Source organism: Streptomyces sp. NPDC058741 (genome assembly GCF_042746715.1).
GTDB lineage: Bacteria > Actinomycetota > Actinomycetes > Streptomycetales > Streptomycetaceae > Streptomyces.
Genome location: NZ_JBHYQH010000008.1, coordinates 71,402 through 93,964 on the forward strand (window position 1 = coordinate 71,402; position 22,563 = coordinate 93,964).

The window sequence follows — 22,563 nt, forward strand, 5'->3', positions numbered from 1 at the left end:
TGGGTCTTCTGGATTTTCATCCCTGGGTCTTCTGGATGGCTTCGCGGAGCACCTGGCGGTCGTCGAACGGACGGACCACACCGGCGATGTCCTGGCCCTGCTCGTGGCCCTTGCCGGCCACCAGCACGGTGTCGCCGGGCTCGGCGCGGGCGACGGCGGCGGCGATCGCGGCGGCCCGGTCCTCGAAGACCTGGACCTCGCCGCGGTGGTGCGCGGGCACGGAGGCCGCGCCCTGGAGCATCGTGGCGAGGATCGCGAGGGGATCCTCGGAGCGGGGGTTGTCGGAGGTCAGCACGGCCGTGTCGGCGAGCCGCGCCGCGGCGGCGCCCATGGGCTCGCGCTTGGTCGTGTCGCGGTCGCCGCCGCAGCCGAGGACGATGTGCAGCTTGCCCTCGGTCACCTTGCGTAGGGCCCGCAGCACGGACTCCACGGCGTCGGTCTTGTGGGCGTAGTCGACGACCGCGAGATAAGGCTGCCCGGCGTCCACGCGCTCCAGGCGGCCCGGCACGCCGGGTACGGCGGCGACACCGTCGGCGGCGGCCTGCGGATCGAGGCCGGCGACGGCGAGGGCGACGATCGCGGCGAGGGTGTTGGCCACGTTGAAGGGGCCCGGCAGCGGCGACTTGGCGGCGATCCGCTCGCCCTTGGGGCCGACGACGGTGAACGTCGAGTCCAGCCGGCCGACCTCGACGTCCTCGGCGCGCCAGTCGGCGTCGGGGTGGCCCTCGGCGGAGTAGGTGACGACCGGGACGGTGGCCTCGTTGGCCAGCCTGCGGCCGTACTCGTCGTCGACGTTGACCACGCCGAGCTTGCCCCGTTCCGGCGTGAACAGCTGCGCCTTGGCCCGGAAGTAGTCCTCCATGTCGGAGTGGAACTCCATGTGTTCCGGGCTGAGGTTGGTGAAGACGCCGATGTCGAAGACACAGCCGTCGACACGGCCGAGGACCAGGGCGTGGCTGGAGACCTCCATGGCGACCGCGTCGACGCCGCGCTCACGCATGACCGCGAACAGCGCCTGCAGGTCGGTGGCTTCGGGCGTGGTGCGCTCGGACTTGATGCGCTCGTCGCCGATGCGCATCTCGACCGTGCCGATCAGGCCCGTCGAGCGGACCGTCTTCAGGCCGCCCTCGACGAGGTAGGCGGTCGTGGTCTTGCCGGAGGTGCCGGTGATGCCGATCTGGAGCAGGTCCCGGCCCGGGTGTCCGTAGATCGTGGCGGCCAGCTCGCCCATCAGCGCGCGGGGGTCGTCGACGACCAGGACCGGCAGTCCCGACGCGGCGGCGCGCTCGGCGCCGCTCGGGTCGGTCAGCACGGCGGCGGCGCCGAGGCCCGCGGCCTGGTTCACGAAGTCGGCTCCGTGCAGGCGGGCGCCCGGCAGGGCGGCGTACAGGTCGCCGGGGCGCACGGCGCGCGAGTCATGGGTGATGCCCGTGACCTCGGCGTCGATGTCCGGCGCGGCGGCACCCAGCTGATCGGCGAGTTCCGCGAGGGGTGTGGCGGAGACGCGCACCGGCCTGGGCGGCCCGGGATATGTCACGGGATGGCCCTTCTGGGTGGTTTGGGACTGATCAGCGTGTGGCACGGCGGTGAGCGTACCGGGCGTACCCGCCTCCGGGCGAAGCGAGGGGCGGGGGCTGCTCTGGTTCCCGGGGTCCGGGGTGATCGTCGTCACGAGGTGTTCCTGTGGTTCGGTGCCGGCGGGGGCGTGTGGCCGGTCAGCGCTGGAAGGTGACCGGGATCCGGGCGGGCTCGGCGCCGGTCGGCGGGACCTGGAGGGACTTCAGTGCGAACTCCATGACCTTCTTGTAGACGGGACCGCAGATCTGCCCGCCGAAGTAGCTGCCCCGGGTCGCGTTCTGGATGGCGCAGTAGACGGTGACGCGGGGCTTGTCGGCGGGGGCGAAGCCGGCGAACGACGAGGTGTATCCGCTGTACTTGCCGGTGGCCGGATCCACCCGGTTCGCCGTACCCGTCTTGCCCGCGACGCGGTAGCCGGGGATGCGCGCCCTGGTGCCGGTGCCCTCCTCGTCGTCCACGACGGACTCCAGCATCCGGGCGAGGGTCTTCGCCGTCCCGGCGCTCACGACCCGTGTCTTCTCGGGCTTCGGGGCGGGGGTGAAGCGTCCGTCGGGTCCCTTCGCGCCGCGCACGAGCGTGGGTTCGACGCGGACGCCGCCGTTGGCGATGGTCGAGTACACCGACGCCGCCTGCATGGCGTTGATGGACACGCCCTGGCCGAAAGGGATCGTGTACTGCTGCGAGGTGGACCACTTGTCGGGCGGCGCGAGGATGCCCTTGGTCTCGCCGGGGAAGCCCAGGCCGGTGTAGCCGCCGAGGCCGAACCGGCGCAGGTAGTCGTAGAGGACCTTGTTGGCCTCGGCCTGCGTCTTGCCGAGCTGGCCGGTGGCGAGGATGGTGCCGATGTTGCTGGACTTGGCCAGGACGCCGTTGAGCGTCAGGTACCAGGTCGGGTGGTCGACGTCGTCCTTGAAGAGCCGGTCGCCGCGGTGCAGCCGGTTGGGCACCACGACGTGGGTCGTCGGTGTGGCGGCGTTCTCCTCCAGCACGGCGGCCATCGACATGACCTTGGCGGTGGAGCCGGGCTCGAAGGCGTCCTGCAGGGCGGCGTTGCCGAGGGCGGCCGGGTCGGCGTCGGACAGGTCGTTGGGGTCGAAGCCGGGCGAGTTGGCCAGGGCGAGGATCTGGCCGGTGCGGGTGTCCTGGACGATGACGTAGCCGCGGTCTGCGGCGGACTCCTCCACCTGGTCGGTGATCGCCTTCTGGGCGGCCCACTGGATGTCGCGGTCGATGGTGAGCTCGATGTCGCTGCCCGGCACGGCCGGGGTCTCGGTGGCGCCGCCCGCGGTGGGGACGAGGCGGCCGCCGGACTGGGCGTAGCGGATCTTGCCGTCCTTGCCGGCGAGCTGCTCGTCCAGCTGGAGCTCGATGCCGCCGCCGGGCTTGCCCTCGGCGTTGACCCAGCCCAGTATCCCGGCGGCGAGGTCGCCGTTGGGGTACACGCGCTTGCTGGTGGCGACGGAGAAGACGCCCGCGAGGACGTTGCGCGCGGACTCGTCCGTCTCCTCCTTCTTGGCGAGCGCGGACTTCAGGTCCTTGATCTGCTTCCAGACCTGCGGGGTCTGGCGGGAGGCCAGCTTGACGTAGCGCAGCGCCTTGTTCTCCGGACGCAGCTTCTCGACCAGGGTCTCCTGCTCCTGGCCGAGGATCGGTGCGAGGAGCGCGGCCGCCTGCTCGGGTCCGTCGCCGGTCTTCAGCGTGCCGGGGGCGAACATCGTCGGGTCGGCGGTGATGTCGTAGGCGTCCTCGCTGGTCGCCAGCGCCACTCCGGACCGGTCGGTGATCTCGCCGCGCTCGGCGGGCAGCACCTGCCCCACGTACCGGTTCTGCTCGGCCTTCGCCGCGTAGGTGCCGGCGTCGACGGCCTGCACCTGGAACAGCCGTACGACGAAAGCGATCATGACGAGGGTCAGCGCGAGCCCGACCAGGCGCAGCCGCGGGCGGGGGCTGCCCAGCCGGAGCTGCTTGGGCGGTGCGGGCCGGCCGGGTCCGGGCCTCCGGGCCGGCCGGGCACCGGGCCCGGGCCGGCGGCGGGCGTCGGGGCGCGCGGGGCTGGCGGGGCCGGGCACACGGCGGCGCGGCGGTTGCCTGTCGGACACTTCCGTCACCTGCCGGGGGTCGATACGGGGCCGTCGGGCATGGCCTCGGGAGCGAGGACCGGGGGGACGTCGTCGGAGCTCCGGCGGACGCCCGGGGCCGGGCTGGGGACGCCCTTGACCGAGCCGTCGGGGCCGAGGAACGCCGGGTCACCGCCGGGCACCATGCCGAGCTCGCGGGCGCGGCGCTGGAGGGCCTCGGGGGCGGAGTAGGCGTCGATGTCCCGCTGGAGGGCCTGCTCCTCGTCGGTGAGGTTCTTGGTCTCGCGCTGGAGGTCGTCGAGCTTGAACGCGCCTTCGCTGAGGGCCGAGTTCAGCACCAGCAGGCCGATGAGACCGCCGCCGAGCAGCAGGACCACGAGGAGCACGAAGGGCGTGCGGGCGGCCTGCCCGGGGCCGGTCGGGAAGAGCCGCGCGAGACGGGCCGCCCTGCCCTTCAGTTCGGGTTTACTGCTCACTCACGCTCCCTCGGTCCGAGACCGCCACCCGTGGCTCACCCGACGTCCTCCCTGATGCGCTGGGCGCCGCGCAGCCGCGCCGGCGCCGCCCGCCGGTTCTCGGCGATCTCCTCCTCGGTGGGGAGTTCGGCACCGCGGGTGAGGAGCTTGAGCCGCGGCTGGTAGCGCTCGGGCACGACGGGCAGCCCGGGCGGCGCGGTGGTGGCGGCGCCCGCCGCGAACACCTGCTTGACGAGCCGGTCCTCCAGCGAGTGGTACGACAGCACCGCGATCCGCCCGCCCACGGCGAGGGCCTTCACGGCGGCCGGGATCGCGCGTTCCAGCACGGACAGCTCGCCGTTGACCTCGATGCGCAGGGCCTGGAAGGTGCGCTTGGCGGGGTTGCCGCCGGTGCGCTTGGCGGCCTGCGGCAGGGCGTCCCGGATCAGTTCGACCAGCCGCGCGCTGTTGGTGAACGGCTCCTTCTCCCGCTCCCTCACGATCGCGGAGACGATCCGCTTGGCCTGCTTCTCCTCGCCGTACGCCCGCAGGATGCGCACGAGTTCGCCGGGCGGGTACGTGTTGAGGACCTCCGCGGCGCTGACGCCGGTCGTCTGGTCCATGCGCATGTCGAGCGGGGCGTCCTGGGCGTAGGCGAAGCCGCGGTCGGCCTCGTCGAGCTGCATGGAGGAGACGCCCAGGTCGAACAGGACGCCCTGCACGCGCGCGATGCCGAGCCGGTCGAGGACCTCGGGGAGCTCGTCGTAGACGGCGTGGACGAGGGTGGCGCGCTCACCGTGGGGCGCGAGGCGCTCGCCGGACAGGCGCAGGGCCTCCTTGTCGCGGTCGAGGGCGACGAGGCGGACGTCCGGGAACCTCTCCAGGAGGGCCTCGCTGTGCCCGCCGAGGCCGAGGGTGCAGTCGACGACCACGGCGTCCGGGCCCTCCAGGGCGGGTGCCAGCAGATCCAGGCACCGCTGGAGCATCACCGGGACGTGGCGTCCCTGCCCCTCCCGTCGCCCACCACCCTCGATCGAACGCGCTTCGCGCCTCATGTGATCCGGGCCCTCTCAGATCCGGCGGGGCCGAACGCACCGCCGGGTCCCTACCCTCCCCCAGCTTCGCTGGGGACCCCCAAGGGGTGGCCTGCCGGCGCCGGAAGCGTCAGCCGACCGGGAGCGGGAGGAGGCCGAGCCGTACGTACGCGCCGCGCACGCGGGGAGATCGCCGGTCGTCGCCGGGGTCTCCGGGTGAATCAGTCCAGCGGGGAGTCTCGTCTCCCGCTTCGCGTCACTTTAGTGCACCCTGTCTCCCGGTCAATCAACCGGCCTGCGCGTCGGGTCCGGCGGCACACCGCCCTTGTGGGTTACCTCACTACAAGTCCCGTTGTCGTTTTTTGTCCCCTTTCACAGCGGGCTGAAAGCCGTCGTGAACAGTACCGTCATGGTTATGACGACTTCTGCATCGGTTCCCACTGGCCCTGACGCCGCGTCAACCGGCGGCACCGTCACCGACCGGCTCGTGGAGGCGAACGAGCGCTACGCGCAGGCCTTCACCGACCCGGGCATGGACGCCCGCCCCGTCCTGCACGTCGCGGTCGTGGCCTGCATGGACGCCCGGCTCGACCTGCACGCCGCGCTCGGCCTGGAACTCGGCGACTGCCACACGATCCGCAACGCGGGCGGCGTCGTCACCGACGACGTGATCCGCTCCCTGACCATCAGCCAGCGCAAGCTCGGGACGCGCAGCGTGGTCCTGATCCACCACACCGGCTGCGGTCTGGAGAGCCTCACCGAGGACTTCCGCAACGAGCTGGAGGCCGAGGTCGGCCAGCGCCCGGCATGGGCGGTGGAGTCCTTCCGGGACGTCGACCAGGACGTGCGGCAGTCGATGCAGCGCGTGCGCACCTCGCCGTTCGTGCCGCACACCGACGATGTGCGGGGATTCGTGTTCGACGTGCGGACCGGTCTGCTGCGGGAGGTCGACCCGGTCTCCTGACGCCTCCGGCCAGGACTTTCCCGCGCCTCTGACCAGCGAGTCGCGGGGCGGCCCGCCCAGAACGGCCACCTGCCGCAGCCGCCGAAAGCCGGTCAATCACACGCTCGAAAGGCCGCAAGACCGACATATCGCGGCCGGTTGTCCACAGTCGAGTGACACGAATCGGTAACGGCAGCAAGAATGCGGGTGTGGGCGTCGCGCGGAACTTTTCACGCGTGGTGCCCGTGTTCGGGGTGGGCCGGCCCGCGTCACGCGACGTCGGCCCGGGAGAACGGGGTATCCCGTGCTCCCTGGGAGTGTGGGAAAGGCCGAGGAGGGCCGGGTGACGACCTATGACGATCGAGCGAGCCTCACTGATCTGACCGCCGTGGTGGAGCGCGTGCGGGATTCGGTGGAAGGCGTGATCGAGGGCAAGCCCGAGGTCGTACGGCTCTCGCTGACCGTGCTGCTCGCCGAGGGGCACCTGCTGATCGAGGACGTCCCCGGCGTGGGCAAGACGATGCTGGCCAAGGCCCTGGCCCGGTCCATCGACTGCTCGGTGCGGCGCATCCAGTTCACGCCCGACCTGCTGCCCTCGGACATCACGGGTGTGTCCATCTGGGACCAGCAGCGCCGCGACTTCGAGTTCAAGCCGGGTGCGATCTTCGCGCAGGTGGTCATCGGCGACGAGATCAACCGCGCCTCCCCCAAGACGCAGTCCGCGCTCCTGGAGTCGATGGAGGAGCGCCAGGTCACCATCGACGGCAAGACCTACGAGCTGCCCAGCCCCTTCATGGTGGTGGCGACACAGAACCCGGTCGAGATGGAGGGCACCTACCCGCTGCCGGAGGCCCAGCGCGACCGCTTCATGGCCCGGGTCTCGGTCGGCTACCCCAGCGCGGAGGCCGAGCTGCAGATGCTGGACGTGCACGGCGGCGTCTCACCGCTGGAGGACCTCCAGCCGGTGGCCCACGCGCACGAGATCCTCAAGCTGATCGAGGCGGTGCGCGGCGTGCACGTGGCCGAGCCGGTCCGGCGCTACGCGGTCGACCTCGTCGGCGCCACGCGCACGCACCCCGACCTCAGACTGGGCGCCTCCCCGCGTGCGACCCTGCACCTGCTGCGCGCGGCGAAGGCGTCCGCGGCCCTCAGCGGCCGGGAGTACGCCCTGCCGGACGACGTGCAGGCCCTCGCCGTCGCCGTCCTGGCCCACCGCCTGCTGCCCACCGCCCAGGCGCAGCTCAACCGCCGCACCTCCGAGCAGGTCGTCGAGGAGATCCTGCAGCGCACCCCGGTCCCGGCGGCACCGCAGCACCAGCAGAACGGCTTCGGCGCCGTGGGCCGCACGGCTTCGACGTATCCCTCGCACCCCCCGCGGAGGCTGTGATGAGCACCGCGGGGGCGGGGCGCGCGGAGGCCGACCGGGGCGACAAGGGCGGCATCCGCACCGCCCTGGCCGGTCTGACCACCCGCGGACGCTCCTTCCTCGCCGCCGGCGTCGCAGCCGCCGTCTGCAGTTACGTGCTCGGGCAGAGCGATCTGCTGCGGGTGGGCCTGCTGCTGGCGGTGCTGCCGCTGGTGTGCGCGGCGGTGCTGTACCGCACGCGCTACCGGGTGGCGGGCAGCCGCCGCCTCTCCCCCGCGCGGGTACCGGCCTGCAGCGAGGCCCGGGTCCACCTGCGGATGGACAACGTCTCGCGGCTGCCCACGGGCCTGCTGATGCTCCAGGACCGGGTGCCCTACGTGCTGGGCCCCCGTCCCCGCTTCGTGCTCGACCGGGTCGAGGCGGGCGGCCGGCGCGAGGTGTCCTACCGGGTCCGTTCCGACCTGCGCGGCCGCTACCCGCTGGGCCCGCTCCAGCTGCGCCTGACCGACCCGTTCGGCATGTGCGAACTGACCCGGTCCTTCTCGTCGTACGACACCCTGACGGTGATCCCTCGCGTCGAGCCGCTGGCGCCGGTACGGCTGAGCGGCGAGGCGAAGGGCTACGGCGACGGGCGGCAGCGCTCGCTCGCGCTGGCCGGCGAGGACGACGTGATCCCGCGCGGATACCGCTACGGCGACGATCTGCGCCGCGTGCACTGGCGTTCCACGGCCCGCTACGGCGAGCTGATGGTGCGCCGCGAGGAGCAGCCGCAGCGGGCCCGCTGCACGGTGCTGCTCGACACCCGGGGCATCGCCTTCCAGGGCGCGGGACCGGACTCGGCCTTCGAGTGGGCCGTCGCGGGTGCCGCTTCGGTGCTGGTGCACATGCTCGAACGGGGCTTCTCGGTGCGGCTGCTCACGGACACCGGCAACGCGGTGCCCGGCGAGGGCGGGGACGGCTTCGCGGGCGTGAGCCAGGAGTCGGCGGACGCGGCCGGGCTGATGTTGGACACCCTCGCCGTGATCGACCACTCCGACGGCGCGGGCCTGTCCCGGGCCTACGACGTGCTGCGCGGCGGCAACGAGGGGCTGCTGGTGGCGTTCCTGGGCGACCTGGACGAGGAGCAGGCGGCGATAGCCGCCCGGATGCGCCAGCGCAGCGCGGGAGCGGTCGCCTTCGTGCCGGACAGCGGGGCGTGGGCGCGGGAACCGGGCGACGTGCCCGGTCCGCAGGACCGGGGCCAGGAGCGGCTGCGTCTGCTGCGCGAGGCGGGGTGGACGGCCCTCGGCGTGCCGCGGGGCGCCCGTCTGGACGAGCTGTGGCGGCAGGCCGACCGGGAGCGCAGGGGCGTGGCCGCCGCGGGCGGCGGGGAGGGACCGTGATGAGCGGGCGGGTACGACTGACCCTGGGCGCGTGGGCGGCCACGCTGACGGCGGCGTGCGCCCTGCTGCCCCTCGTCCGACCGGCCACCTGGATCGTGCAGGCGGCCTTCCTGCTGGCCGTGCAGGCCGGTGCGGGCGCCGCGGCCCGCCGGGTGCCGCTGGCCCGCCCCCTGACGGTGGCGGCGCAGACCGTGGTCACGGTCGCGCTGCTGACCTTCCTGTTCGCCCGTGAGCAGGCCCTGGCCGGGCTGGTCCCCGGCCCGCAGGCCCTCGACCGCTTCGCGCTCCTGCTCCGGCAGGGCGGGGAGGACATAGCGCGGTACGCGATCCCGGCGCCCCTGCAGTCCGACGGCATACGGCTGGTGCTCATCGGCGGGGTGCTGATCATCGGGCTGCTGGTGGACACCCTCGCGGTGACCTTCCGCAGCGCCGCCCCGGCCGGACTGCCCCTGCTCGCGTTGTACTCGGTGGCGGCGGGGCTGTCCGACGGGGACTCGGACTGGCTGTGGTTCCTGGTCGCGGCGGCCGGCTACCTGATGCTGCTGCTGGCCGAGGGACGGGACCGGCTCTCCCAGTGGGGCCGCGTCTTCGGCGGTGCCCCGCGCACGGCCGGAGGGGAGCACAGCGGCGCGTTCGCCCCGGTGCGCACCGGCCGGCGCATCGGCGTGGTGGCGCTGGGCATCGCCCTGGTGGTGCCGCTCGGCCTGCCCGCGATGAACGGCGGCCTGCTGGACTCGGTGGGCGCGGGCGCCGGCACCGGCAGGGGCGGCGGGGGCACGATCTCCGCGGTGAACCCCCTGGTGTCGCTGCGGGACAACCTGAACGCGGAGGATGACCGGCAGGTCCTGTCCGTGCGGACGAAGATGCCGGACGTCTCGGACCTGTACCTGCGGATCGTGTCCCTGGACGACTTCGACGGCACCACCTGGAAGCCGTCCCGCCGCTCCATCACGGAGGTCCCGGACGGCACGTTCCCGACACCGGGCGGCCTCGGCCCCGACGTGAAGCGCACCGAGGTCGACACCACGATCTCGGCGGCAGACTGGTACGCCCAGGACTGGCTGCCCATGCCGTATCCGCCGAGCGGCGTGCGGATCCCGGGCAACTGGCGCTACGAGCCCGTGGGCATGACCCTGGTCGGTGACCACGGCCAGAACACCCGCGGGCTGACCTACCGGGTCACGAGCCTGGACCTGCAGCCGACGGCGAAGCAGCTGGCCTCGGCGGGGCCGCCGGCCGAGGCGATCGCGCGTGACTTCACCGAGCTGCCCGACTCGCTGCCCTCGGTGGTGGCCCGCACGGCCCGCCGGGTCACCTCCGGTGCCGACAACCCGTACGACCAGGCGGTCAAGCTGCAGGACTGGTTCGCGGTGAACGGCGGCTTCGAGTACGACACCCGGGTGCAGGTGGGCAGCGGCTCGGAGGCCATCGCACGCTTCCTGCGGGACAAGCAGGGCTTCTGCGTGCACTTCTCGTTCTCCATGGCGGCGATGGCCCGCTCCCTGGGGATACCGGCCCGGGTCGCGGTGGGCTTCGCGCCCGGTTCCCCGCAGGCCGACGGCTCGGTGTCGGTCGGGCTGAGGGACGCGCACGCCTGGCCCGAGCTGTACTTCGAGGGTGTGGGCTGGACGCGCTTCGAGCCGACGCCCAACCGCGGTTCGGTGCCCCGGTACACGCTGCCGGACACCCCGGACAGCTCGGCGCCGGAGGCGGCGCAGCCGTCGCAGTCGGCGTCCAGCGCACCGTCCGCGGCGCCCTCACGGAGCGAGGGCTGCACGCCCGAGCAGAAGAAGCTGGACGGCGGCTGCGCCAGCGAGTCACCGCAGGCGTCGCTGCCCACGGGCGGCGGCGGTCCGACGTGGTACGCGCTGGCGATGCGGGCCCTGGCCGGCCTCGCCGTACTGGGGCTGCCCCTGGTGCCGATGCTGTGGCGGCTGCGGACGCGCTCGGTGCGGCTGGGCGCGCACGGGCGCGGCGAGGCGGACGCGGCACCGCACACGCTGGCCGTCTGGCAGGAGCTGACCGACACCGTGTGGGACTTCGGCATCGTGCCGGACGAGTCCCGGACTCCGCGGCAGGCGGCGGCCCGGATCGTCCGGCTGGGCGGCCTGGACGAGACGGCGGAGGCCGCGGTGCACCGCGTGGCGAACGCGGTGGAGCAGGTCCTGTACGCGCCTCGCCCCCTCCTCGCGGCGGGCCTCACGGAGGACGTCCGCCGCGCGACGGCGGGTCTGAACGCCGCGGCCGGCCGGACCACCCGGCTCCGCGCCCTGCTCGCCCCGCGCTCGACCGTGCGCGTGGTGTGGACGGTGTCGGCCTGGTGGTCGGGACTGCGGGAGCGGGTCCTGGCGCTGCGACCGACGTGGTGGCGAAAGGCGTCGGGGCAGCAGGGTTGAGACCGGCCCGGGGACAGAAGGCATCCGGCACCAGGACTGAGACCGGCCCAGGGACAGAAGGCATCCGGCACCAGGACTGAGACCGGCCCAGGGACAGAAGGCATCCGGCACCAGGACTGAGACCGGCCCAGGGACAGAAGGCATCCGGCACCAGGACTGAGACCGGCCCGGGGACAGAAGGCATCCGGCACCAGGACTGAGACCGGCCCGGACGTGAGAGCCTGACCGGGTGGGCTGAGACCGGCCCGGCCGTGAGGGCGCCTGTCCGGGGTCTTGTCCGGGTCTCGTCACGTCCGGGGGCGGGCTACGGGCTCCGGATCCCAGACTGCCGGCTCCGGTTCGGGTTCTGGGCTCCACGTTGCGAATCACAGCGGCTGCGGGCATGCGTCAGGGGGTGACCACCGGCCCGGTGGTCACCCCCTGACGAACGTGTTCACGGAGGCCTGGAGAGGAGGCAGCGCGAGGGGGCTAGTGACCGCCCTGCTCGTCGCGGCGCTTCTGCCAGCGCTGTTCGATGCGGTCCATCATGGAGCGGCGCTGCCGGCTCTGACTGCGGGCGTGGGGCCCGGCCGCACCGGCCGTCTGCTCGCCCGGCTTCGGGGCCTTGCGCCAGCCGGTCACGGCGAGCACCGCGCAGCCCAGCATGACGAGGAAGCCCACGACGCTGAGCCAGACCTGCTTGGCGACCATACCGGCCATGAGGAGCGCAATACCTACGATGAAGCCCGCGACCGCCTGGTAGACCCGCCGCCGGGTGTACGTACGCAGCCCGCTTCCCTCGAGCGCCGACGCGAACTTGGGATCTTCGGCGTACAGCGCTCGCTCCATCTGCTCGAGCATGCGCTGCTCGTGCTCCGAGAGCGGCACGGAGTCCTCCTCATCGTGCAGTCGCCGGGGCGACCCGGGGGGTCCCTTCAGGATAGGCAGGGAATCGCCCCCGTGAAACCCGCCCCTCTGCGCCAATTGGCCAACCAGGAATCCGCCACGACGTCCCGGCTCGCTGAGGCTTCCATTCCCCGGCGGCCGACCCGTCATGCCGGAACGGTCTCCCTCGATCATACGGCGCCAAGCGCCCATTCGGGGGGCCTGTGGCGTACTCCATGCGCAGCCCCGCCGCTGATCAGCGGCGGTGCCCCAGGAACCGGCTCACGCCCCGACGGCCCCACCGGTCTCATCGGCCCCGCTGATCTCACGGGCGTCGTTGGTCCCGTCGGTCCCATCCGTCCCAGAGGCCGCGCCCGTCTCACCGAGCACGTGGAGCTGCGTGGCCACCGCGTGGAAGCCCGGAACCTCCGCCGCCGCCTCCTCCAGCTTCAGCAGCGCTTCCAGGGCGCCGGGCTCGGTGTCCACGAGCACGCCGGGCACGAGGTCGGCGAAGACCCGCACGCCGTGCACGGCGCCGACGCGCAGACCCGCGCCCTCGACCAGGCCCGTGAGCTGCTCGGCTGTGAAGCGGCGCGGGACCGGGTCACCCGTGCCCCATCGTCCGTTCGGGTCGCCGAGGGCCTGCCGGGCCTCCTTGAAGTGCCCGGCGAGGGCACGGGAGAGCACGGCACCCCCGAGCCCCGCGGCGAGCAGGCTGAGGACGCCCTCCGGACGCAGGGCCGCCACCGCGTTGCGGACGCCCTCGGCCGGGTCGTCCACGTACTCCAGGACGCCGTGGCAGAGCACCACGTCGTAGCCGCCGCGCTCGGCCACGTCGAAGAGGCCGTGGGCATCGCCCTGCAGGCCCTTGACCCGCTCGGCGACACCGGCCTCGGCGGCGCGGCGCTCCAGGGCGAACAGCGCGTTGGGGCTGGGGTCGACCACGGTGACCCGGTGGCCGAGCCGGGCGACGGGCACCGCGAAGTTGCCGCTGCCGCCTCCTGTGTCGAGGACGTCGAGCGACTCCCGGCCCGTGGCCTTGACCCGGCGGTCCAGGGCGTCCTGGAGGACCTCCCAGACCACGGCGGTACGGAGTGAGGCGCGGGGTCGCATCGGGTCCGACACGGCAGTTGACTCCTCGGCGCGGCACCGCCTCTTGCGCGGCGGAGCGAACGGGCTGCCCTCCCGGTCCCGGCGTACGGGGTGGGAGGACTTCAGGCGTCCCCCACCCTATTGCCTCGGACGGGGCGACCCGTAGGACCGGTACCGACCGGAGCTGCGCCGATGGCGCGCCCGGGCGGACCGGACCACCCCGGCCGGACCGCATGGGAGCGGTCAGCCCGCGTCCGGCATGCCGGGGTCCGGTCCCTGCTCCTCCGGCTGGTCCTGGTCCGAGCGCGGCTGGGGAAGGACCGGCTGGAGGACCAGCATGCGCTCGACAAGGCGCAGGAACATCGACACGTCCCGTATGAGGTCGTCGGCTTCCCGGGGGGTGGCCGCGCCCTGGATGCCCGCCTCGGCCCGGGCACGGCGCCGGGCGCCCGCGGCGAACAGGGCGCTCCACTCGGTCAGTTCGGGCGCGATCTCTGGGAGCACCTCCCAGGCGCTCCGGATCTTGGCGCGGGCCCGGGAGGAGGTCTCCGGCCGGCCCCGGGCGGCGAGGACGGCGGCGGCGGTGCGCAGTGCGGCGAGGTGGGCCCTCGCGTAGCGCTCGTTCGGTGTCTGCAGGACGGTGGCCTCGTCGAGACCCGCGCGGGCCTGGGCGAGCAGGTCGAGGGCCGCGGGCGGGGCCGCCGCCCTGCGCAGCACGGGGTGGACGTCGCTCGCCGGACCGTTCAGTGAGGGGGCAGGGCCGGTGGCGCGGCGCCGACGGGCGGCTGCTGCGTGATAGGTGGCCATGACGAACCTCCTGTCGTCTGTGTGACGGCACGTCGGTTACGAAGTGCCGTATGTGACCCATCGTGAGGTATGGCACTGACAATCCGATCTGACCTGCGATTTTGCTTCGCTCTTGGGTTCGGAGTAGTTTTTGTACTGACCAGTCAGTTCAATTTTCTGCATGCCAGGGGAGACTCGTGGGGGAACCGATGGGAGGGGTGCGGATCGCCGCCGAGGGCCTCGGGATCAAGGGGCCGAGGGGGTGGGCGGTCCGCGGGATCTCCGTCGACGCCGGGCCGGGATCGCTCGTCGCGGTGGAGGGACCGTCCGGGTCCGGCCGGACGTGCCTGCTGCTCGCGCTGACGGGGCGGATGAAGGTCACGGAGGGCACGGCGACGGTGGGCGCCGCGCGTCTGCCCAAGCACCTGTCCGCGGTACGGCGGATCAGCGCCCTGGCGCACGTCCCGGGGGTCACCGATCTCGACCCGGCCCTCACCGTAGGGGAGCACCTGCGGGAACGGGCCCTGCTGCAGCGCCGGTTCGGCGACTCCCTGCGCGGACTGCTGCGGCCCCGCGCCGAGCGGGCGGCCGCTTCGGGGCAGCGCGTCGACGAGGCGCTGGCCGCCGCCGGCCTCGACCTGCGGACGCTGCCCAAGGGGCCGCGCACCGCCGTACGCGATCTGGAGCGGCTGGAGGCCCTACGGCTGTCGGTCGCCCTGGCGCTCATCGGCCGGCCGCGGCTGCTCGGCGTCGACGACACCGACCTCAATCCCTCGGACGGCGAGCGCGCCGAGGCGTGGGCCCTGCTCAGGTCCCTCGCGGAGGCGGGGACGACGGTGCTGGCCGTGTGCAGCGAGGCACCGCAGGACACCGTCCGGGTGTCCACGGGGGGCGACCGGGACGCCGACGACCCCGGGACCACCGCCACCACCGGCGAGCCCGACCGTGGAGAGGAGAAGGCCGATGCGATCGCCGAGACTGGCCGCGCTTGAGCTGCGCCGGTTCGGCCGGGGCAAGCTGCCGCGGGCCGCGCTGGTCGCCGTGCTGGTGCTGCCCCTGCTGTACGGCGCGCTGTACCTGTGGTCGTTCTGGGACCCGTACGGCCGTCTGGACCGGATCCCCGTGGCGCTCGTGAACGACGACAAGGGGGCGACCGCCGACGGGAGGAAGGTCACGGCGGGCGACGACATCACGGAGCGGCTGCGCGACAGCAAGACCTTCGACTGGCGTGAGGTGAGCGCCGCCGAGGCCCGCAGGGGCGTCGAGGACGGCACCTACTACCTGTCGCTCACCATGCCCGCCGACTTCAGCGAGCGCATCGCCTCCAGCTCCGGCTCGTCCCCGGAGACCGGCGCCCTGCGGGTGCGCACCAACGACGCGAACAACTACATCGTCGGGCAGATCTCCCGGACGGTCTTCAACGAGGTGCGGCAGGCCGCGTCCACGAAGACCTCCCGGTCCTTCCTCGACAGGATCTTCGTGTCGTTCTCCGACATCCACGGCGAGACCGTGGAGGCCGCCGAGGGCGCCGACAAGCTCAAGGGCGGCATCGGCAAGGCCGAGAAGGGCTCCAAGGACCTCGCCGACGGCCTGCGGGACGCCAAGGACGGCAGTGGCAGCCTCGCCAAGGCCCTGAAGAAGCTCACGAACGGGGCGGGCGCCCTGGAGACCGGCTCGAAGGGCGTCTCGGACGGCACGCAGAAGCTCGCCGACCAGGTCAACGGCACCGCGGACAAGGTCCGCCCGTTCCTCAGGGGCAACGAGAAGACCATCGGCGAGACGGCCGAGCTGGTGGCCGACTCCTCCGGCGTGATCCGCAAGCACCTGGACACCCTGGTCGAGTCGGCCCCGACCGCCGCAAAGGGCGCCCGCGCGGCGTCCGGCACGCTGGACGACGTCCACGCCCGGCGCTGCGACGACCCGGTCGTGCCCGACGCCGCCTGCGCCGACCTGGAGAGGGCCAAGGACGCGGCGGCCGACGTGGCGGTCATAGCGGACGACCTCGACACCCTGGTCGCGGACCAGGACGGCGACCTGGAGAAGCTCGACAAGAACCTCGCCACCCTGCAGAAGCAGTCCCAGGCCCTGGCCGATCGCGCGCCGCACCTCTCCGAGGACCTCGACGACGCGGTCCGGAAGATCAACAAGCTGAACGACGGGGCCGGCAAGGTCGCCGCCGGCGCGAAGAAGCTGCACGAGGGGCTCGGCAGGGCGAAGACCGGTGCGGTGGACCTGGACAAGGGCGTCGGCAAGCTGAAGACGGGCGCGGACGACCTCAACGGCGGCATCTTCAAGCTGGTCGGCGGCTCCGGCAAGCTCGCCGGCGGTCTGCACGACGGGGCGGAGAAGATCCCGGACTACGACGAGCAGGACCGCGACCGGCGCACCGAGGTCATGGCCGACCCCGTGCGGCTGGCCTCCCACGACCTCCACAAGGCCCCGAACTACGGCACCGGCTTCGCCCCGTACTTCATCCCGCTGTCCCTGTGGGTGGGCGCGATGGTGGCGTACATGCTGATCACGCCGATGAACCGGCGCGCCCTGGCCGCGGGCGCCCCGGCGTGGCGGATCGCGCTGGCGGGCTGGCTGCCGGTGGTGGCGATCGGGGTGCTGCAGACGGTGGCGCTGATGTCGGTGCTGCACTGGGCGGTCGGCCTGGAGATGGCCCGGGCGGCCGGGACGGTGGGCTTCCTGTTCCTGGTGACGGCGTGCTTCGCGGCGATCGTGCAGTGGCTGAACGCCCGGTTCGGGGCGGCGGGGCGGATCCTCGTCCTGGCGCTGCTGATGCTGCAGCTGACCTCGGCGGGCGGCACGTACCCCGTGCAGACGAGCCCCGGCTTCTTCAACGCGCTGCACCCCTTCCTGCCGATGAGCTACGTCGTCGAGGCCCTCCGGAGGCTCATCACGGGTGGTGGTCTCGAACCGGTGTGGCAGGCGTGCGCCGTCCTGACGGCGTTCACCGCGGGTGCCCTCGCGCTGACCGCCGTGGCGGCCCGCAGGCGCCAGGTGTGGACGCTGGACCGGCTGCACCCGGAGCTGAGCCTGTGAGCCGCGCCCCCTCTCCCGGAAAGGTCCCTGTGAGCCGCGCCTCCTCTCCCGGAAGGGTTCCTGTGAGCCCTTCCGGCACCTCTCCCGGAAAGGTTCCTGTGACAATCAGGGCCATGGAAAGCAGCAGTGCCGCGTCGGGCGGCAGCACGCGCCGCGAGGCCACCCGGCAGAAGCTCTACGAGGCGGCCGTCACTCTCATCGCCGAGCAGGGGTTCTCCGCCACGACCGTGGACGAGATCGCCGAGCGTGCCGGGGTCGCGAAGGGCACCGTCTACTACAACTTCGCGAGCAAGTCCGTCCTCTTCGAGGAGCTGCTGCGGCACGGGGTGGGACTCCTCACCGCCTCCCTCAGGGACGCGGCCGAGCGGACCGCCCGGCAGGGCGTCGGCAAGGTCGACGCCCTGGACGCGATGATCCGGGCGGGCCTGGTCTTCATCGACCGCTACCCGGCCTTCACGCAGCTGTACGTGGCCGAGCTGTGGCGCACCAACCGCACCTGGCAGTCCACGCTGATGGTGGTCCGGCAGCAGGCGGTCGCGGTCGTGGAGGACGTCCTGAGCGACGGCGTGGCGGGCGGTGAGTTCAGCGAGGAGATCGACGTGCCGCTGACGGCGTCCGCGCTGGTCGGGATGGTCCTGGTGGCCGCCCTGGACTGGAAGGCCTTCCAGCCGGAGCGCTCCCTGGACGACGTCCACGCGGCCCTGTCCCGGCTGCTCCAGGGGCGGGTGAGCGGCTGCCGCTGACCGCGGCGGCACAGACGAGAGGCGCCGGTCCGGTGTGCCCGCGTCCCCCGCGGACCACCTCGAACCGGCGCCTCCCGTGCTCCCCCGTTCCCTTCTTCTCCGTTCCCCGTGAGCACCCCGCGGGACCCCCGTCGCGGTCGTCCCCCGGTTCCCCCGGTTCTCCCCCCGTGCCTCGCTCCCGCCGACACCGCCGGCGGAAGGAGCGGATCGCGGGCCGGCTCCGTACCGGCGCCCCGTGTCGCCGGTGCCGGAGCCCTGCCCCTCTCCGTGTGTCCACTCTCTCGTTCCCGCAGGTCCTTCCCCATCCGCGCGCGTACTCAACTCCCGCACTAGGTACGGATACTCAGTGCCGCGTCCCCGGCCCCAGAACGCTCCGCCCCCTGGTCACGGACACCTCCGCGCCCGTACTCGGAAGGGGCCGGCGCCGCGTGCCGTCCCGGGGCGTCGTCGGGGGGCTCCCGCCGGGGGCTGCCGGAGGGTGCGGATAAAGTCCCTGGCATGGCACGGATTGCGGTGATCGGCGCCGGGATGGGCGCCCTCGCGGCCGCCGCCCGGCTGGCCGTCGCGGGCCACCGGGTGGCGGTGTACGAGCGGACGGACACCTACGGCGGCGCGCTGCGCCGCTTCGAGCGCGACGGGTTCTCCTTCGACACGGGCCCCGGTCTGCTCCCGCTGCCCGCCGTCTACCGCGACCTGTTCGTCAAGACCGGAAAGGAACCGCTGGAGGCGTGCGTCGAGCTGGTCCAGGTGGACCCCTCGTCGCGGCACGCGTTCGCGGACGGCACCGCGGTGTCCCTGCCGAACGCCTCACGCGCGGGCGTGGTCGCGGCGCTGGACGAGGCGCTCGGCTCGGGCGCCGGCGGGCGCTGGGGCGACTTCCTGGTCCGGGCCCGCGAGGCCTGGGACCGGACCCGCCGGCCGCTCCTTGAGGAGCCGCTCTGGCCGAACTGGCAGGTGCTGGCCGAGCGCGAGCCCTACCCGGCGGTGCCCCACAAACGGCTGCTGCGCACCCGCCGGGCCGGCACCCTGGCCGAGATCGGCGCCTGGGAGCTGCGCGACCCCCGTCTGGCGGCGCTGCTGGAGAGCCACGCCCTCGCCTACGGGCTGGACCCCCGGACGGCCCCGGCCAGCGCGGCCGTGCTGCCGTACATGGAGCACGCCTTCGGCACCTGGTACGTCCGCGGCGGTCTGCGGGAGCTGGCCCGCGCGGTGTACGAGCGGTGCCTGGCCCGCAGGGTCGAGTTCCACTTCGGCTCCGACGTCACCGGCGTGCGGGAGAAGGACGGCCGGGTCTCGGGGATCGAGCTCGCCGACGGGGCGGTCGCGGAGGCGGACTTCGTGGTCGCCGGTGTCGCGCCCGCCGTCCTGGACCGGCTGACGGCGGGCCAGGTGCTGCGAGGCGACGGCGACGCGCCCCCGCAACCGCCCGCGGCCGGGCGGCTGACGGCGCTGCTCGCCCTGCGCGGCGCCCGGCCCGAGGGCACGGCGCATCGCACGGTGGTGCACACACCCGACCGTGAGGCGGAGGCGGAGGCGCTGTTCGGTGCGGGAGCGCCGGGCGCGTCGCCCACGGTCACGGTGCTGCGGCCCGGCGACCCGCGGACGGCCCCCGAGGGCCATGAGGCGGTCACCCTGTCGGCGGTGGTGCCCGCGCGGCTCGGCCTGCCCTGGGGCGAGCTCGTGGAGCGCATGATCACCGTCGCCGAACGCGCCGTGCCGGACCTGCGCGACCGCCTCCTGTGGCACGAGGTGCGCACCCCCGCGGACATCGCCGAGGCCACCGGCGCGGAGGGCGGCGCCGTGCCCGTGCCGGCGCTGGCGGCGGCCGGGGGGCGGCTGCTGCATCCGGCCGCCACCACGCGCGTGCCCGGCCTGTTCACCGTGGGCGGCTGGACGCACCCGGGGGGCGGGCTGCCGCACGCGGGCATGTCGGGCGCGCTGGTGGCGGGACTGATCGTGGAGGGGCCGGAGTTCCGCGGCTCGCAGTGACCGGCCGCCGAGCGGGACGCCTCAGAAACGGTACTGCTCGTCGAAGCCGTTCCCCTGCGGCTGCTGCTGACCGCCCTGGTAGGGGTGGCCCTGCTCCGGCGGCAGTTCCTGCCCGTACTCGTCGGTGCTGCGCTGCTGCGGCACCCACACCCCGCCGGGCGGGGTCTCGCCGCCGTACGTCCCGGCGTAGGGGTCCTGCTGGCCGTAGCCCTGCTGGCCGTAGTACCGCTGGTCGCCGTAGCCGGTGTCGTACGAGGTCGCGCCGTAGTTCGCCGAGCCGATGTACGGATCGGAGTAGGCGGCGTACTGCTGCCGGCCGGTGGCGTCGTAGTCCTGCTGCGGGCCGTAGCCGGAGGGGTCGTGGGCGTAGGACTGGTCGGAGCCCTGGGGGGCGTACTGGTCCTGGGACTGGGCCTGGTAGGACGTGTCGCCGTAGACGCCGTAGGAGCCGGTGTCCTCGGGCAGGGGCTGCGGGGCGTAGACGGCGGTGGACTCGGCGGCGGTCTCGCGGCCGGCGCGCACCGGGGTGAAGACGTCGTCGCGGTCGTAGTCGTCGTCCTGGCCGTAGGCGGCTGCGTCGCGGTGGTCGGCGCCCTCGTCGCCGTAGCCGTCGTCGGCCTCCAGGCCGGAGACCTCCAGGGCCGGCTCCCGGCGGCCGCGCTCGGCGCGGCGGCGCTTGCTGCCGCCGCGTCCCGGCGTGTTCATCGCCCAGCCGCCGGAGAAGCCGCTGCGGAAGGAGAGGGTGACGTAGGTCTGTCCGACCGCGAAGGCGGCGGCACCCAGGCCGATCACCACGACCTGCGAGATCAGCACGCCGAGGACGACGCCGAGGAACCCGCCGAAGGCCAGCAGCCGCCAGCGCAGCCGCGCCTTGTACTGCAGCAGCACCTCGCCCAGCAGCCACAGCGCGACGATGCCGAACGCGATGTAGAGGACCGTCCAGCCCATGTACGCCCCTCTCCCAGTGGCCGTTACGCAGTGTGTCGTATACCGGTGCGAACGCTCTAGGCCTGCGGTGGGCGGTGCAGGCCCAGGTTCTCGTAGATCTCCAGGGTCGCCGTGGAGTTGTTGAGCGTGATGAAGTGCAAGCCGGGTACTCCCTCGGCGAGCAGCCGCGCGCAGAACTCCGTGGCGAATTCGATCCCCAGGGAGCGTACAGCGGCCGGATCGTCCTGCGCTGTGAGGATCCGCTCTTTCAGGGCGGCCGGGAACGCGGCGTTGGTGAGGGACCCGATCCGCTGCAAGGTCTTCACACTGGCGATCGGCATGACCTCGGGGATGATCGGCGTGTCGCAGCCTGCGGCCGAGACGCGGTCGCGCAGCCGGAGGTAGTCCTCCGGCTCGAAGAACATCTGCGTGATGGCGTAGTCCGCGCCCGCTCGGCACTTGTCGACGAAGTGGCGGACGTCACTGTCCCAGTCGGTGGACCGCGGGTGCATGGCGGGGAAGGCGGCGACGCCGACACAGAAGTCCCCGGAGGCCTTGATCAGCTCGACGAGCTCGGCGGCGTACGCCAGGCCGCGGGGGTGCGGCACCCACTCGCCCATCGGGTCGCCGGGCGGGTCGCCGCGCAGGGCGAGCATGTTGCGGATCCCGGCGTCGGCGTACTGGCCGATGATGTTGCGCAGGTCCGCCACCGAGTGGTCCACCGCGGTGAGGTGGGCGATCGGCGTCAGGGTGGTGTCGGAGGCGATGGCCTCGGTCGCCTTGACCGTGCCCGCGCGGGTGGAGCCGCCGGCACCGTAGGTCACGGAGACGAAGTCGGGGGCCACGGCCTCGACGCGCCGCAGCGCGTTCCACAGCATCCGCTCGCCCTTCGGGGTCTTCGGGGCGTAGAACTCGAACGAGTACGTCGTCTTGCCGGTCGCGAGCATGTCGCGGACGGTGCGCGCGTGGTCCGACCTGATGGATGCGGTGCCGAGGGCCATACCGGCAGGTTAGCCAGGGGCGGTCGGTCCCCCAACCGGGCACCGGGAATTGCCCCATATGCCCTCTTGTTGTCCACCCCTTGGACAAACCGCCGTCACGTCCCCTCACGCAGCCGCTTCGCGAAGGAGGCCGCCGCCGCACCCGGGTCGTCGGCCTCGGTGATCGCCCGTACGACGACGACGCGCCGGGCGCCCGCCTCCAGGACCTGGTCGAGGTTGCCGAGGTCGATGCCGCCGATGGCGAACCAGGGACGGTCGGTGCCGAGGGCGGCGGTGGAGCGGACGAGGTCCAGGCCGGGGGCGTGGCGGCCGGGCTTGGTGGGGGTGGGCCAGCAGGGGCCGGTGCAGAAGTAGTCCACGCCCTCCTGCACGGCGGCCGCGGCGGCCTCGTGCCCGGCGTGGGTGGAGCGGCCGATCAGGACGTCGTCGCCGAGGATCGCCCGGGCCGCGCGAACCGGCAGGTCGCCCTGGCCGAGGTGCAGGACGCCGGCGCCGGCGGCGTGGGCGACGTCCGCGCGGTCGTTGACCGCGAGCAGCTTGCCGTGCCGGGCGCAGGCGTCGGCGAGGACGGCCAGGTGCTCCAGCTCCTCGGCCGCCTCCATGCCCTTGTCGCGCAGCTGCACGATGTCCACCCCGCCCGCCAGCACGGCGTCCGCGAACTCCGCCAGGTCGCCCTGCCGTGTACGGGCGTCCGTGCAGAGGTAGACCCGGGCGTCGGCGAGCCGGGCTCGTGCGGCGGTGACGGTGGTGCCGGGCATGTGGGTCCCCCTGAGGTGTCGGTGGCTGTGGCGCACGGGTGCCGGTGCCGGCGGCTGTGGCGCGCGGGTGCCGGTGACCGGGGCGCACGGGTGCGCCCCGGTCGGACCGGTGGCGTGCCGCGT

At 73.3% G+C, this 22,563-nt stretch carries 18 protein-coding genes; 8 read left to right on the forward strand and 10 right to left on the reverse strand.

Annotated features, from left to right (window positions below; translation table 11 throughout):
- Positions 1–16: 16 nt before the first annotated feature.
- From ACFW6P_RS09150 to rsmH, 4 genes are all read right to left on the reverse strand, one after another.
- Positions 17–1,537, reverse strand: a complete 1,521-nt coding sequence (locus tag ACFW6P_RS09150) for a UDP-N-acetylmuramoyl-L-alanyl-D-glutamate--2,6-diaminopimelate ligase (RefSeq protein WP_386353584.1) — start codon at positions 1,535–1,537, stop codon at positions 17–19.
- 178 nt (positions 1,538–1,715) lie between these two features.
- A complete protein-coding gene (locus ACFW6P_RS09155) occupies positions 1,716–3,677 on the reverse strand; it encodes a peptidoglycan D,D-transpeptidase FtsI family protein (RefSeq protein WP_386353582.1) in 1,962 nt (653 codons plus the stop codon).
- A gap of 5 nt (positions 3,678–3,682) precedes the next feature.
- A complete protein-coding gene (locus tag ACFW6P_RS09160; RefSeq protein WP_386423277.1) occupies positions 3,683–4,132 on the reverse strand; it encodes a septum formation initiator family protein in 450 nt (149 codons plus the stop codon).
- A 35-nt stretch (positions 4,133–4,167) separates the two neighbouring features.
- On the reverse strand, positions 4,168–5,166 hold the full coding sequence (gene rsmH / locus ACFW6P_RS09165; protein WP_386353578.1) for a 16S rRNA (cytosine(1402)-N(4))-methyltransferase RsmH: 999 nt from the start codon (positions 5,164–5,166) through the stop codon (positions 4,168–4,170).
- A gap of 394 nt (positions 5,167–5,560) precedes the next feature.
- Here rsmH and ACFW6P_RS09170 point away from each other — a divergent pair, with 394 nt between their 5' ends.
- The 4 genes from ACFW6P_RS09170 (at position 5,561) to ACFW6P_RS09185 (ending at position 11,232) form a co-directional block, all read left to right on the forward strand.
- Positions 5,561–6,109, forward strand: a complete 549-nt coding sequence (locus tag ACFW6P_RS09170; RefSeq protein WP_386353576.1) for a beta-class carbonic anhydrase — start codon at positions 5,561–5,563, stop codon at positions 6,107–6,109.
- 322 nt (positions 6,110–6,431) lie between these two features.
- On the forward strand, positions 6,432–7,475 hold the full coding sequence (locus ACFW6P_RS09175) for an AAA family ATPase (protein ID WP_386353575.1): 1,044 nt from the start codon (positions 6,432–6,434) through the stop codon (positions 7,473–7,475).
- Positions 7,475–8,836: a DUF58 domain-containing protein gene (locus ACFW6P_RS09180; protein ID WP_386353573.1), complete on the forward strand. Its 1,362-nt coding sequence runs from the start codon at positions 7,475–7,477 to the stop codon at positions 8,834–8,836. The genes ACFW6P_RS09175 and ACFW6P_RS09180 overlap by 1 nt, the downstream gene beginning before the upstream one ends.
- Positions 8,836–11,232 carry a DUF3488 and DUF4129 domain-containing transglutaminase family protein gene (locus ACFW6P_RS09185; protein WP_386353571.1) on the forward strand — a complete coding sequence of 799 codons (2,397 nt, stop codon included), beginning with the start codon at positions 8,836–8,838 and terminating at the stop codon, positions 11,230–11,232. The genes ACFW6P_RS09180 and ACFW6P_RS09185 overlap by 1 nt, the downstream gene beginning before the upstream one ends.
- Positions 11,233–11,700: 468 nt before the next feature.
- On the opposite strand, the gene ACFW6P_RS09190 is transcribed toward ACFW6P_RS09185, so the two are convergent.
- From ACFW6P_RS09190 to ACFW6P_RS09200, 3 genes are all read right to left on the reverse strand, one after another.
- A complete protein-coding gene (locus ACFW6P_RS09190) occupies positions 11,701–12,099 on the reverse strand; it encodes a DUF3040 domain-containing protein (RefSeq protein WP_386353569.1) in 399 nt (132 codons plus the stop codon).
- A gap of 279 nt (positions 12,100–12,378) precedes the next feature.
- Positions 12,379–13,221 carry a methyltransferase gene (locus tag ACFW6P_RS09195; protein WP_386423279.1) on the reverse strand — a complete coding sequence of 281 codons (843 nt, stop codon included), beginning with the start codon at positions 13,219–13,221 and terminating at the stop codon, positions 12,379–12,381.
- A gap of 210 nt (positions 13,222–13,431) precedes the next feature.
- Positions 13,432–13,995, reverse strand: a complete 564-nt coding sequence (locus ACFW6P_RS09200) for an SAV_6107 family HEPN domain-containing protein (protein WP_386423281.1) — start codon at positions 13,993–13,995, stop codon at positions 13,432–13,434.
- Positions 13,996–14,183: 188 nt separating this feature from the next.
- Here ACFW6P_RS09200 and ACFW6P_RS09205 point away from each other — a divergent pair, with 188 nt between their 5' ends.
- The 4 genes from ACFW6P_RS09205 (at position 14,184) to ACFW6P_RS09220 (ending at position 19,754) form a co-directional block, all read left to right on the forward strand.
- Complete coding sequence (locus ACFW6P_RS09205) at positions 14,184–14,966, forward strand: ATP-binding cassette domain-containing protein (RefSeq protein ID WP_386423348.1); 783 nt, start codon at positions 14,184–14,186, stop codon at positions 14,964–14,966.
- Entirely contained in the window at positions 14,938–17,022 is a 2,085-nt protein-coding gene (locus ACFW6P_RS09210) for a YhgE/Pip family protein (protein WP_386353563.1), read from the forward strand. Before ACFW6P_RS09205 ends, ACFW6P_RS09210 begins: the two co-directional genes overlap by 29 nt.
- Before the next feature lie 113 nt (positions 17,023–17,135).
- Entirely contained in the window at positions 17,136–17,765 is a 630-nt protein-coding gene (locus ACFW6P_RS09215) for a TetR/AcrR family transcriptional regulator (protein WP_386353561.1), read from the forward strand.
- Between the two features lie 498 nt (positions 17,766–18,263).
- Positions 18,264–19,754, forward strand: coding sequence for a phytoene desaturase family protein (locus ACFW6P_RS09220; RefSeq protein ID WP_386353559.1), 1,491 nt, complete (start codon positions 18,264–18,266; stop codon positions 19,752–19,754).
- 21 nt (positions 19,755–19,775) lie between these two features.
- Here the strand turns inward: ACFW6P_RS09220 and ACFW6P_RS09225 are convergent, their stop codons facing one another.
- The 3 genes from ACFW6P_RS09225 to thiE form a co-directional block, all read right to left on the reverse strand.
- Positions 19,776–20,702, reverse strand: a complete 927-nt coding sequence (locus tag ACFW6P_RS09225; protein WP_386423283.1) for a hypothetical protein — start codon at positions 20,700–20,702, stop codon at positions 19,776–19,778.
- A 56-nt stretch (positions 20,703–20,758) separates the two neighbouring features.
- The gene (gene metF, locus ACFW6P_RS09230) at positions 20,759–21,682 is read right to left on the reverse strand and encodes a methylenetetrahydrofolate reductase [NAD(P)H] (RefSeq protein WP_386353555.1); all 924 of its coding nucleotides are present in this window, start codon (positions 21,680–21,682) and stop codon (positions 20,759–20,761) included.
- A gap of 95 nt (positions 21,683–21,777) precedes the next feature.
- Positions 21,778–22,440: a thiamine phosphate synthase gene (gene thiE / locus ACFW6P_RS09235; RefSeq protein ID WP_386353553.1), complete on the reverse strand. Its 663-nt coding sequence runs from the start codon at positions 22,438–22,440 to the stop codon at positions 21,778–21,780.
- Positions 22,441–22,563 lie beyond the last annotated feature (123 nt).